12 protein-coding genes are annotated in these 12,078 nt (G+C 61.3%); 4 read left to right on the top strand and 8 right to left on the bottom strand.

Annotation, left to right across the window (positions count from 1 at the left end):
• Nucleotides 1-72: 72 nt before the first annotated feature.
• From gmhB to glyQ, 3 genes are read right to left on the bottom strand one after another with little or no spacing between them, the layout of a single operon-like run.
• Nucleotides 73-612: a D-glycero-beta-D-manno-heptose 1,7-bisphosphate 7-phosphatase gene (gene gmhB, locus AOA59_RS15305; protein ID WP_170875881.1), complete on the bottom strand. Its 540-nt coding sequence runs from the start codon at nucleotides 610-612 to the stop codon at nucleotides 73-75.
• On the bottom strand, nucleotides 612-2,666 hold the full coding sequence (gene glyS, locus AOA59_RS15300; RefSeq protein WP_099488156.1) for a glycine--tRNA ligase subunit beta: 2,055 nt from the start codon (nucleotides 2,664-2,666) through the stop codon (nucleotides 612-614). The genes gmhB and glyS overlap by 1 nt, the downstream gene beginning before the upstream one ends.
• Complete coding sequence (gene glyQ, locus AOA59_RS15295; protein ID WP_003187265.1) at nucleotides 2,663-3,616, bottom strand: glycine--tRNA ligase subunit alpha; 954 nt, start codon at nucleotides 3,614-3,616, stop codon at nucleotides 2,663-2,665. The genes glyS and glyQ overlap by 4 nt, the downstream gene beginning before the upstream one ends.
• Nucleotides 3,617-3,697: 81 nt before the next feature.
• On the opposite strand from glyQ, the gene AOA59_RS15290 reads away from it, so the two are divergent.
• Together AOA59_RS15290 and AOA59_RS15285 are read left to right on the top strand one after the other, a co-directional pair.
• On the top strand, nucleotides 3,698-4,255 hold the full coding sequence (locus AOA59_RS15290) for a DNA-3-methyladenine glycosylase I (protein ID WP_065932013.1): 558 nt from the start codon (nucleotides 3,698-3,700) through the stop codon (nucleotides 4,253-4,255).
• Nucleotides 4,256-4,295: 40 nt separating this feature from the next.
• Nucleotides 4,296-5,183 (top strand): lysophospholipid acyltransferase, encoded by an 888-nt coding sequence (locus AOA59_RS15285; RefSeq protein ID WP_065932012.1) that lies wholly within the window; start codon nucleotides 4,296-4,298, stop codon nucleotides 5,181-5,183.
• Between the two features lie 196 nt (nucleotides 5,184-5,379).
• On the opposite strand, the gene AOA59_RS15280 is transcribed toward AOA59_RS15285, so the two are convergent.
• The 5 genes from AOA59_RS15280 to def form a co-directional block, all read right to left on the bottom strand.
• The gene (locus AOA59_RS15280; protein WP_099488154.1) at nucleotides 5,380-5,691 is read right to left on the bottom strand and encodes a lipopolysaccharide assembly protein LapB; all 312 of its coding nucleotides are present in this window, start codon (nucleotides 5,689-5,691) and stop codon (nucleotides 5,380-5,382) included.
• A gap of 39 nt (nucleotides 5,692-5,730) precedes the next feature.
• The gene (trkA, locus tag AOA59_RS15275) at nucleotides 5,731-7,104 is read right to left on the bottom strand and encodes a Trk system potassium transporter TrkA (protein ID WP_056860960.1); all 1,374 of its coding nucleotides are present in this window, start codon (nucleotides 7,102-7,104) and stop codon (nucleotides 5,731-5,733) included.
• Between the two features lie 21 nt (nucleotides 7,105-7,125).
• A complete protein-coding gene (rsmB, locus tag AOA59_RS15270; protein WP_099488152.1) occupies nucleotides 7,126-8,436 on the bottom strand; it encodes a 16S rRNA (cytosine(967)-C(5))-methyltransferase RsmB in 1,311 nt (436 codons plus the stop codon).
• Nucleotides 8,433-9,386 carry a methionyl-tRNA formyltransferase gene (gene fmt / locus AOA59_RS15265; protein WP_065932009.1) on the bottom strand — a complete coding sequence of 318 codons (954 nt, stop codon included), beginning with the start codon at nucleotides 9,384-9,386 and terminating at the stop codon, nucleotides 8,433-8,435. Before fmt ends, rsmB begins: the two co-directional genes overlap by 4 nt.
• A 69-nt stretch (nucleotides 9,387-9,455) precedes the next feature.
• The gene (gene def, locus AOA59_RS15260; RefSeq protein ID WP_017135146.1) at nucleotides 9,456-9,962 is read right to left on the bottom strand and encodes a peptide deformylase; all 507 of its coding nucleotides are present in this window, start codon (nucleotides 9,960-9,962) and stop codon (nucleotides 9,456-9,458) included.
• A 135-nt stretch (nucleotides 9,963-10,097) separates the two neighbouring features.
• Between def and AOA59_RS15255 the strand changes: the two genes are divergently transcribed.
• Both AOA59_RS15255 and dprA read left to right on the top strand, forming a co-directional pair.
• A complete protein-coding gene (locus tag AOA59_RS15255; protein ID WP_099488151.1) occupies nucleotides 10,098-10,865 on the top strand; it encodes a peptidoglycan-binding protein in 768 nt (255 codons plus the stop codon).
• A gap of 63 nt (nucleotides 10,866-10,928) precedes the next feature.
• Nucleotides 10,929-12,032 carry a DNA-processing protein DprA gene (gene dprA / locus AOA59_RS15250; protein WP_099488149.1) on the top strand — a complete coding sequence of 368 codons (1,104 nt, stop codon included), beginning with the start codon at nucleotides 10,929-10,931 and terminating at the stop codon, nucleotides 12,030-12,032.
• Nucleotides 12,033-12,078 lie beyond the last annotated feature (46 nt).

Raw genomic sequence — 12,078 nt, 5'->3', positions numbered from 1 at the left:
ACCGTTGCGGGACATGGCCCGCCTGCTAAAAGCGCACTCCCGAGCAATCCTTGTTCAGGAAGCCGAGGGTGGCTAGTTGTTAATAAGTTCTGCGGCAACCGCCGCCAGATCGTCAAAAATCAAAGTGCCTACCGGCAGGTTTTTCGCCTGGGTCTTTTCGCCTTTACCGGTTTTAACCAAAACTGGCTGAGAGTCGACGGCTTTGGCCGCCTCCAGGTCACCGAGGCTGTCCCCGACGAACCATAGCCCAGCAAGCGGCACCTTGTAATGTTCTGAAATGGTTTTCAACATGCCGGGTTTGGGTTTGCGGCAATCGCAGCCCTCATCCGGCCCGTGGGGGCAGTACACCACCAGCCCCACCTCACCGCCCTGCTCGGCCACCAGCGTGCGCAAGCGCGCATGCATGGCGTCCAGGGTGGCGATGTCGTAATAACCGCGGGCGATGCCGGACTGGTTGGTGGCGATGGCCACCGTCCAGCCGGCTTTGCTCAACTGCGCGATGGCCTCGATCGAGCCGGGCAGTGGAATCCACTCCGCCACCGACTTGATGTAAGCGTCGGAGTCGTAATTGATCACTCCGTCCCGATCGAGAATCAGCAGTTTCAACATGATCAGCCCAGTACGGAAATATCAGCGATGTTGATGAACAGGCCGCGCAAACGCGCCAGCATGGCGTAGCGGTTTTTCCGCACGCCCGCATCCTCGGCATTGATCATCACCGCTTCAAAGAACGCATCCACCGGCTCACGCAAGGTGGCCAGGCGCGCCAGTGCTTCGGCGTAGTTGCGTTCGGCGAGCAGCGGCTTCACGGCGTTTTCCGCTTTGGCGATGGCCGAGTTCAGCGAGAACTCCTTGGCATCGGCAAACAGACCAGGGTCGACTTCGACATTGCCGAGGTTGTCGGCCTTGCTCAGCAGGTTCGACACACGCTTGTTCACGGCGGCCAGGGCATCGGCCTCCGGCAGCTTGCGGAAGGCTTGTACGGCCTGGACGCGCTGGTCAAAGTCCAGTGCCGAACCCGGTTGCAGGGCACGTACCGACAGGTAGACGGACACGTCCACGCCTTCGTCTTCGTAACGCGCACGCAGGCGGTCGAATACAAACTCCAGCACTTGCTCGGCCAGGCCGGCTTGCTTGACCTTGGTGCCAAACTGGCCGACAGCGAACACCACGGCCTGGGTCAGGTCGAGGTCGAGCTTTTTGTCGATCAGGATACGCAGCACGCCCAAGGCCGCACGGCGCAGGGCATACGGGTCTTTGCTGCCGGTAGGCAACATGCCGATACCGAAGATACCGACGAGGGTGTCCAGCTTGTCGGCGATGGCCACGGCCGCACCGGTCAGGGTGCTTGGCAGCTCAGCGCCAGCACCGCGCGGCATGTACTGCTCGTTCAGTGCCAGGGCCACATCGTCCGGCTCGCCGTCGTTGAGGGCGTAGTAGTAACCGGCGACGCCTTGCATCTCCGGGAACTCGCCGACCATTTCGGTGGCCAGGTCGCACTTGGACAGCAAGCCGGCGCGGGCTGCCCAGGCAGCATCACCGCCAATGCGTGGGGCAATGTAGGCAGCCAGCTTGGAAACGCGCACGGCCTTGTCGTAGACGCTGCCGAGCTTTTCCTGGAACACCACGTTTTGCAGGCGCAGGTTGAAGTCTTCGAGCTTCTGCTTCTTGTCTTGCTTGAAGAAGAACTCGGCGTCAGTCAGACGCGGGCGCACGACTTTCTCGTTACCGGCGATGATCTGCTGCGGGTCTTTGCTTTCGATGTTGGCCACGGTGATAAAACGCGGCAGCAACTTACCGTCCACATCCAGCAGGCAGAAATACTTCTGGTTGTCCTGCATGGTGGTGATCAGGGCTTCTTGCGGCACGTCGAGGAAACGCTCTTCGAACGAGCACACCAGCGGCACCGGCCATTCAACCAGCGCGGTCACTTCGTCGAGCAGGCTTGGCGGCACGATGGCAGTGCCTTCCTGCAGGCGGGCCAGCTCTTCGGTGCGCTTGCTGATCAGCTCGCGACGCTCGTTGGCATCGGCCAGCACGTAAGCACCACGCAGGTCGGCGGCGTAGTTGGCCGGCGAGGTGATGCGCACGGCTTCTGGGTGATGAAAGCGGTGACCACGGGAATCACGGCCAGCCTTCTGGGCGAGGATGCTGCAATCGATGACGTGGTCACCGAGCAACATCACCAGCCACTGAGTTGGGCGCACGAACTCTTCCTTGCGCGCACCCCAGCGCATGCGCTTGGGGATCGGCAGGTCGTTCAGCGAGTCTTCAACGATAGTCGGCAACAGGCTCGCCGTTGGCTTGCCGGTAATGACCTGGCTGAAACGCAGTTTCGGGCCGCTCTGGTCGATCTCGCTCAGCTCGACGCCACACTTCTTGGCGAAACCAAGGGCTGCTTGAGTCGGATTGCCTTCAGCGTCGAAAGCTGCCTGGCGCGGTGGGCCGTCGAGGTTGATGCTGCGGTCCGGCTGCTGGGTTTCCAGCGCGGTCAGCAGCACCGCCAGGCGACGTGGCGCGGCGTAGACTTTTTTCGCAGCGAATTTCAGGCCGGCGCTGTGCAGGCCTTTTTCGATACCGGCCAGGAACGCATCGGCCAAGGTGTTGAGTGCCTTGGGTGGCAACTCTTCGGTGCCCAGCTCAACCAGGAAATCTTGAGCACTCATTGTGCAGCCTCCAGCTTAGCCAACACTTCATCACGCAGGTCTGGGGTTGCCATCGGGAAGCCCAGCTTGGCGCGAGCCAACAGGTAGGCTTGGGCGACGGAACGCGCCAGGGTGCGTACACGCAGGATGTATTGCTGGCGCGCAGTTACCGAGATGGCACGGCGGGCGTCCAGCAGGTTGAAGGTATGGGACGCCTTCAACACCATTTCATAGCTCGGCAACGGCAGCGGCTGGTCGAGTTCGATCAGGCGCTTGGCTTCGCTTTCATAGAAGTCGAACAGTTCGAACAGTTTGTCGACGTTGGCGTGTTCGAAGTTGTAAGTGGACTGCTCCACTTCGTTCTGGTGGAACACGTCGCCGTAGGTGACTTTGCCGAACGGGCCGTCAGCCCACACCAGGTCGTAAACCGAATCCACGCCTTGCAGGTACATGGCCAGGCGCTCGAGACCGTAGGTGATCTCGCCGGTCACCGGGTAGCACTCGATGCCGCCGGCTTGCTGGAAGTAGGTGAACTGCGTCACTTCCATGCCATTGAGCCAGACTTCCCAGCCCAGGCCCCAGGCGCCCAAAGTTGGCGATTCCCAGTTGTCTTCGACGAAACGGATGTCGTGCACCAGAGGGTCCAGGCCGACATGTTTCAGCGAGCCCAGGTACAGCTCCTGGAAGTTATCCGGGTTCGGCTTCAATACCACCTGGAACTGGTAGTAGTGCTGCAGACGGTTCGGGTTTTCGCCGTAGCGGCCGTCAGTCGGGCGACGACTGGGCTGCACATAAGCGGCGTTCCAGGTTTCCGGGCCGATGGCCCGCAGAAATGTTGCGGTGTGGAAAGTGCCGGCGCCTACTTCCATATCGTAGGGCTGAAGTACCACACAACCTTGCTCGGCCCAGTATTGCTGGAGGGCGAGGATCAAGTCTTGGAAGGTACGCACGGCTGGCGTAGGCTGGCTCACGAAATTCACCTGTTACTTGGGCTGCGATTTAAAGAGCGGGAGTATACCCGATTCGGCCCCGCCACCACTCCCTGGAGCCTTATGCCACGCTGCTTTTGGTGTTCTGAAGATCCGCTGTACATGGCTTATCACGATCAGGAGTGGGGAACGCCGCTGCGCGATGCGCAGGGCTTGTTCGAGTTACTTTTGCTCGAAGGGTTCCAGGCGGGCCTGTCCTGGATCACCGTTTTACGCAAACGCGAGCATTATCGAAAGGTCTTGTTCGGCTTTGATGCGCAGCGTTTGGCCAGGCTGACCGAGGCTGAAATCGAAGCGCTGATGCTCGACCCCGGCATCGTGCGCAATCGCCTCAAGCTCAACGCCACTCGCCGCAACGCCGCCGCCTGGCTGGCGCTGGAGGACCCGGTGGGCTTGCTCTGGTCGTTTGTCGGCGGCGTGCCCAAGGTCAATCACTTTACCGATCGCAGCCAAGTCCCGGCGATTACCCCCGAAGCTGAAGCCATGAGTAAAGCGTTGAAAAAAGCCGGTTTCACCTTCGTCGGCCCGACCATCTGCTACGCGTTCATGCAGGCCTCCGGGATGGTCATGGACCACACTCAGGACTGCGACCGTTACGCGGACTTGGCCAACGCCGGTTAGAATGCCCGCTTTGCGCACCACACACGATCAGGAGTGACCTGTGGAAAAGTTTAAAGGCGCCTTGCTGGTAGGCGCTCTTCGGTTGTTTGCCCTGCTGCCCTGGCGCGCTGTTCAGGCCGTCGGCACGGCGATTGGCTGGATCATGTGGAAAACCCCCAACCGCTCCCGCGACACGGTGCGGATCAACCTCTCCAAATGCTTCCCGGACATGGACCCGGCCGCCCGCGAGCGTCTGGTGGGCCAGAGCCTGATGGACATCGGCAAGTCGCTGACCGAAAGCGCCTGCGCCTGGATCTGGCCGGCGCAGCGTTCCATCGACCTGGTGCGCGAAGTCGAAGGCCTCCAAGTGCTGCATGAGGCATTGGCCTCAGGCAAAGGCGTGGTCGGCATCACCAGCCACCTGGGCAACTGGGAGGTGTTGAACCACTTCTATTGCAACCAGTGCAAACCGATCATTTTCTACCGCCCGCCCAAGCTCAAGGCGGTGGATGAGTTGCTGCAAAAGCAGCGCGTGCAACTGGGTAACCGCGTGGCGGCGTCTACCAAGGAAGGCATCCTCAGCGTGATCAAGGAAGTGCGCAAAGGCGGCCAGGTGGGCATTCCCGCGGACCCTGAGCCGGCGGAATCTGCGGGCATCTTTGTGCCGTTTTTCGCCACCCAGGCGCTGACCAGCAAGTTTGTGCCGAATATGCTGGCTGGCCACAAGGCTGTCGGCGTGTTCCTGCATGCGCTGCGGCTGCCGGACGGTTCGGGTTACAAAGTGATTCTGGAAGCGGCGCCGGAAGATATGTACAGCACCGACACCGCCACGTCCTGCGCGGCGATGAGCAAGGTGGTGGAGCGTTATGTCGGCGCCTACCCGAGCCAGTACATGTGGAGCATGAAGCGCTTCAAGAAACGCCCGCCGGGTGAAGATCGCTGGTACTGACCACGTGATCGTTCCCACGCTCCGCGTGGGAACGCCGCCTGTGACGCTCCGCGTCACGGTTTTAAGGGCAGGCGCAGAGCGCCCAGGGCTGCATTCCCACGCAGAGCGTGGGAACGATCATCGATCATAAAACTCGGTTTTTCAGCCTTACCGAGGTGATGCTATCGCAGGCAAGCCAGCTCCCACAGGGATCAATTCAGGCCAGGCGGTCGAGTTTCTTCAGGAACACCGCCATCTCTTTTTCGGCCTGTTTGTCGCCATGTGCCAGGGCTGCTTCTATGCCCTTTTCCCAAGCTAACCGTGCTGCAGCGTTATCACCCTGCCCTTGCTGAGCCTTGCCCAACAGCTTCCACGCCGCCGAATACTTCGGGTCGAACTCGACGCATTTCTGCAAATGCTCGGCCGCCTTGGCGTTGTCTTTCACGTCCAGATAACCCTTGCCCAAGCCAAAGCGCAGCAATGAATTATCCACACCCTTGGCGAGCATTTTTTCCAGGGATTCGAGCATTTATTGTCACCTTGAGTGAAAGAAGGCTGTTGTGGCTGCCTAGAAAAAGCTCAGCCCCACGTGAAACAGTTTCTCCACATCGCGAATATGCTTTTTATCCACAAGGAACAAAATCACATGGTCACCCGTGGCGATCACCGTATCGTCATGGGCGATGATCACTTCTTCATCACGAATAATCGCACCAATGGTGGTGCCCGGCGGCAGGCCGATATCGCGGATGGCCTTGCCGATCACCTTGCTCGACTTTGAATCACCATGGGCAATCGCCTCGATGGCTTCCGCCGCGCCCCGGCGCAGGGAGTGCACGCTGACGATATCGCCACGGCGCACGTGGGCCAGCAAGGTGCCGATGGTGGCCAGTTGCGGGCTGATGGCGATGTCGATATCGCCGCCCTGGATCAGGTCGACATAGGCCGGGTTGTTGATGATGGTCATCACCTTCTTCGCCCCCAGCCGTTTGGCCAGCAACGAGGACATGATGTTGGCCTCGTCATCGTTGGTCAGGGCCAGGAAGATATCGGCGTCGGCGATGTTTTCTTCCATCAGCAGGTCGCGGTCCGAGGCGCTGCCTTGCAGGACCACGGTGCTGTCGAGGGTGTCGGATAAATGCCGGCAACGTGCCGGGTTCATCTCGATGATCTTCACCTGGTAACGGCTTTCGATGGCCTCGGCCAGGCGCTCGCCGATCTGCCCGCCGCCAGCGATGACGATGCGTTTGTAGCTCTCATCGAGCCGACGCATTTCGCTCATCACCGCACGAATATTCGCTTTGGCTGCGATGAAAAACACTTCGTCGTCGGCTTCGATCACTGTATCGCCCTGGGGCAGGATCGGCCGGTCGCGACGGAAAATCGCCGCCACGCGGGTTTCCACATTCGGCATGTGTTCGCGCAGTTGACGCAGTTGTTGGCCCACCAGCGGCCCGCCGTAATACGCCTTCACCGCCACCAGTTGCGCCTTGCCTTCGGCAAAGTCGATGACCTGCAAGGCGCCGGGAATTTCGATCAGGCGCTTGATGTAATGGGTCACCACCTGTTCGGGGCTGATCAGCACGTCCACCGGAATCGCATCGTTGTCGAACAGGCCGGCACGGGTCAGGTAGGCGGCTTCGCGCACGCGGGCGATCTTGGTGGGTGTATGGAACAGGGTATGGGCGACCTGGCAGGCGACCATGTTGGTCTCGTCACTGTTGGTCACCGCCACCAGCATATCGGCATCGTCGGCACCGGCCTGGCGCAGCACGGTCGGGAATGACGCACGGCCTTGCACGGTGCGGATGTCCAGGCGGTCGCCCAGGTTGCGCAGGCGCTCGCTGTCGGTGTCGACCACGGTGATGTCATTGGCTTCGCTGGCCAAATGTTCGGCCAGCGTGCCGCCGACCTGCCCTGCACCAAGGATGATGATCTTCATCCGGTCACTCCCTTAAACCCATTAGCTGCGCGCGGCAGCAATCTTGATCAGTTTGGCGTAGTAGAAGCCATCGTGTCCGCCTTCCTGCGCGAGCAACTGGCGGCCATGGGGCTGCTTGATCCCGGCCGTCGTGGCGAGGTCCAGTTCCCGCGCGCCACTGGTACGGGCGAGGAAGGCTTGGATCACCTCGGTGTTTTCTGTCGGCAGCGTGGAGCACGTGGCGTAGAGCAGGATGCCGCCGACTTCCAGGGTTGGCCACAGGGCATCGAGCAGTTCGCCTTGCAGCACGGCCAGGGCGGCGATGTCGTCGGGTTGGCGGGTGAGCTTGATATCCGGATGACGGCGGATCACGCCCGTGGCGGAACATGGCGCGTCGAGCAGGATGCGCTGGAACGGTTTGCCGTCCCACCAGGTGGCGGTGTCGCGGCCGTCGGCGGCGATCAGCTCGGCGCTCAAGCCCAGGCGCGCGAGGTTTTCACGCACGCGCACAAGGCGCTTGGCTTCCAGGTCGACGGCGACTATACCGGCAAGGTCTTTTTCGACTTCCAGAATGTGACACGTCTTACCGCCCGGCGCGCAGCAGGCGTCCAGCACGCGTTGGCCGGGGGCCAGGTCGAGCAGGTCGGCGGCCAGTTGTGCGGCTTCGTCCTGCACGCTGATCCAGCCCTCGGCAAAGCCTGGCAGGCTGCGCACGTCGGTGGCGGTTTCCAGCACAATGCCGTCGACGCTGTACACACACGGCGTGGCGCTGATGCCGGCATCGGCCAGCAATTGCAGGTAGGCATCACGGCTGTGATGGCGACGGTTGACCCGCAAAATCATCGGCGGGTGCGCATTGTTGGCGGCGCAAATGGCTTCCCATTGCTCAGGCCAGAAGGCTTTCAGGGATTTTTGCAGCCAGCGCGGGTGAGCCGTGCGCACCACCGGGTCGTGTTCCAGCTCGGCCAGCAGCGCTTCGCTTTCACGCTGGGCACGGCGCAGTACGGCATTGAGCAAGGCCTTGGCCCACGGTTTTTTCAGCTTGTCGGCGCAACCGACGGTTTCCCCGATGGCGGCATGCGCGGGCACGCGGGTGTAGAGCAACTGATAGAGGCCCACCAGCAGCAGCGCTTCTACATCGGCATCAGCCGCTTTGAATGGCTTTTGCAGCAGCTTGGCCGCCAGCGCCGACAAGCGCGGCTGCCAGCGGGCGGTGCCAAAGGCCAGGTCCTGGGTGAAACCGCGATCACGGTCTTCAACCTTGTCCATTTGCGTAGGCAGCGAACTGTTCAGCGAAGCCTTGCCGTTGAGTACAGCAGCAAGCGCCTTGGCGGCGGCCAGACGCGGGTTCATTGAGCGACCGCCCCGAGAACCGTGCCCAAGGCAAATTTCTCACGACGGCTATTGAACAGGTCGCCGAAGTTCAGTGCCTTGCCGCCGGGCAATTGCAGGCGGGTCAGGCACAGCGCCTGTTCACCGCAGGCGACCAACAGGCCGTCCTTGCTGGCGCCGATGATTTCACCCGGAGCACCTTTGCCATCCGCCAAGGTGGCGGCCAACACTTTCAAGGCTTCGCCATTGAGGGTGCTGTGGCAGATCGGCCAAGGGTTGAAGGCGCGCACCAGGCGCTCCAGCTCCACGGCCGGGCGGCTCCAGTCGATGCGGGCTTCGTCTTTGTTCAATTTGTGCGCGTAGGTGGCGAGGCTGTCGTCCTGCACTTCGCCTTCCAGCGTACCGGCCGCCAGGCCAGCGATGGCCTGGATAACGGCAGGTGGGCCAAGCTCGGCCAAGCGGTCGTGCAGGCTGCCGCCGGTGTCTTCGCCCGTGATCGGCGTGGCAACCTTGAGCAGCATCGGGCCGGTATCCAGACCCGCCTCCATGCGCATCACGGTCACGCCGCTTTCAAGGTCACCGGCTTGCACGGCGCGCTGGATCGGCGCCGCACCGCGCCAGCGTGGCAGCAACGACGCGTGGCTGTTGATGCAGCCCAGGCGTGGAATATCCAGCACGGCCTGGGGCAGGATCAAACCGTAAGCCACCACCACCAGCAAATCCGGCTTCAACGCCGCCAGTTCCGCCTGGGCATCGGCGTTGCGCAGGGTTGGCGGTTGCAGCACGCAGATGTTGTGCTCAAGCGCCAGCTGCTTGACCGGGCTTGGCATCAGTTTTTGCCCGCGACCAGCCGGGCGATCCGGCTGGGTGTACACCGCCACGATGTCATAAGGGCTGGCAAGCAGCGCCTTGAGGTGTTCGGCAGCAAATTCGGGAGTGCCGGCAAAAACAATGCGCAGTGGCTCGGTCATGGGAGTTCTCGGTAAAAAACAGTCACAAAAGAAAAAGGCTTGCCGCAGCAAGCCTTTGGAAGAAGGGCATCAAGCTTGCTGGCGATGCTTTTTTTCCAGCTTCTTCTTGATCCGGTCGCGTTTAAGCGTGGACAGGTAATCAACAAACAGCTTGCCGTTGAGGTGGTCGCATTCATGCTGGATGCACACTGCCAGCAGGCCTTCGGCGATCAGTTCGTAGGGCTTGCCGTCACGGTCCAGGGCCTTGATCTTCACGCGCAGCGGGCGTTCGACGTTCTCGTAGAACTCCGGCACCGACAGGCAGCCTTCCTGGTATTCGCCCATCTCTTCGGTCAGCGGTTCGAACTCGGGGTTGATAAACACCCGCGGCTCGCTGCGATCTTCCGACAGGTCCATGACCACGACACGCTGATGCACGTTGACCTGGGTGGCGGCGAGGCCAATGCCCGGGGCTTCATACATTGTTTCAAACATGTCATCGACCAACTGACGAACCTTGTCGTCCACTACGGCCACCGGTTTGGCGATCGTGCGCAGGCGCGAGTCGGGAAATTCGAGGATGTTCAAAATAGCCATAAGCGTAATTGCTGCACATGTGAGGTAGAGGCAAATCGGCGTTGGGATGGACCCAGACCGCCGGTGTGAAAGGCTCGAAAGCCGCGAAGGCTGTGGCATTTCACGCGAACGCACATAATAAAGGAGATTGACCCCATGAGGAAATCGCTACTCGTCTTGCTGTTGTGGGCGCCGCTCGCCATGGCCCTGGTTCCCCAGCCCGGCCCGCGCCTGGAACAGGCCACGCAACAGGCTATCCGCCACTTTTTGTCGCACAACCGCATTTTCGATACGCCCCAGGACCTGGACAACGCGCCTTACATTGTTGCCGCCGACGCAGGAAGAGTCCTGGGCGCCAACGGTGAGCGCGTGTATGCCCGCGGTGACCTCGACCCGACCCAGCCGGACTATGGGATCTTTCGTCGCGGCAAAACCTACACCGACCCGCAAACCCAGGAGTTGCTGGGCATCAATGCCGACGCCATCGGCAGCGCACGCTTTGTATTGGCGGGCGACCTCAGCACCCTGGCCGTGCAACGGGTCACCCAGGAAGTGCGCCCGGGCGACCGCTTGCTGCGTGCCGAACCGCCCGTCGAATGGGCCAATCGGCAGCCTGCGCCTTTCATCGAGGGGCACATTATCGATATTCCCAAGGGTGTCTCCCAGATCGGCGTAATGGATGCCGTGACTTTGAACAAGGGCCGCCGTGACGGTCTGGCTGAAGGCCACCTGCTCACGGTGATCAAGACCGGCGTGAGCGTTCGCGACAGCCTCTCTGGCGCCCCGGCCCAACTTCCCGATGAGTACGCTGGCACGCTGCTGGTGTTTCGCACCTACGAAAAACTCAGTTATGGCCTGGTGCTCAGAGCCTCACGTTCGCTGGCGGTAATGGATCGATTCGAGACTGCCCGACAAACGCAATAAATAGCCTGCTAAATAAGTTACCAACAGAGTTATCCACAGCTTGTTCAGATCAAGGACGATCAAATGTATCCGACAAACAGCCCTGAAATTTCCCCTGCTGAACTGGAAGCCCGACTACGCTTGCACAGGCTGCCGGAACTGGGTCCCAAGCGTTTTCGTGTATTGATCGAGGCATTTGGTTCTGCCTCCAGGGCCATCAGTGCACCGGCGAGTGCCTGGCGTTCCCTTGGGTTGCCAGCCGTTAGCGCCGATGCCAGGCGCAGCCCTGAAATCCGCGATGGCGCCAGTGCTGCGCTCGCATGGTTGGAGCGCCCGGCCCAGCATTTGCTGATGTGGGACCAGCCTGAGTACCCTGCGTTGCTGGCGCAGATCGACGATGCACCGCCGTTGTTATTCGTCGCCGGCGAGCCGAAAATCCTCGAAAAACCGCAGTTGGCCATGGTTGGCAGTCGCCGTGCATCACGCCCTGGGATGGACACTGCCGCCGCCTTTTCGCGCAGCCTGGCGAGCGCCGGTTTTGTCATCACCAGTGGCTTGGCCTTGGGCATCGACGGTGCTGCGCACCAAGCGGCATTAGATGTCGGGGGGCAGACAATCGGCGTGCTCGGCACCGGCCTCGAAAATTTTTATCCACAACGCCACCGTCAGCTCGCAGCGGCGATGATTGCCCAGGGCAGCGCGGTGGTTTCCGAGTTCCCGCTGGACGCCGCGCCCCAGGCCGCCAACTTCCCACGGCGCAACCGGATCATCAGCGGCCTGTCGTTGGGGGTGCTGGTGGTGGAAGCCAGCATGGCCAGCGGTTCGCTGATCACTGCCAAGCTTGCGGCCGAGCAAGGGCGTGAGGTGTATGCGATTCCGGGCTCCATTCATCATCCGGGCGCCAAGGGCTGCCATCAGTTGATTCGCGATGGCGCGACCCTGGTGGAGTCCATCGAGCACATCCTGGACGGCTTGCGCGGCTGGCAGGCGTTGTCCTGCCCGGCGCCGATGCCTGTTACCCATCCGTTGGTGGCGCTGTTGCACGCGGCGCCCCTCACCAGCGAGGCTTTGGCGGTTGCCAGCGGGCGGCCTTTGGCCCACACACTGGCGGCGCTTACCGAGCTTGAACTTGAGGGCCTGGTGATCTGCGAAAGCGGGCGCTGGCTTGCGCGCGGCCCGCTTATGTAATTAGTTTTTGCAAAGAACATCGGTAAACTGCGCAGAGCTTTAGTCC

Source organism: Pseudomonas sp. 2822-15 (assembly GCF_002742515.1).
Classification (GTDB): Bacteria; Pseudomonadota; Gammaproteobacteria; order Pseudomonadales; family Pseudomonadaceae; genus Aquipseudomonas; species Aquipseudomonas salomonii.
This window is presented reverse-complemented; position numbering and strand designations above follow the sequence as displayed.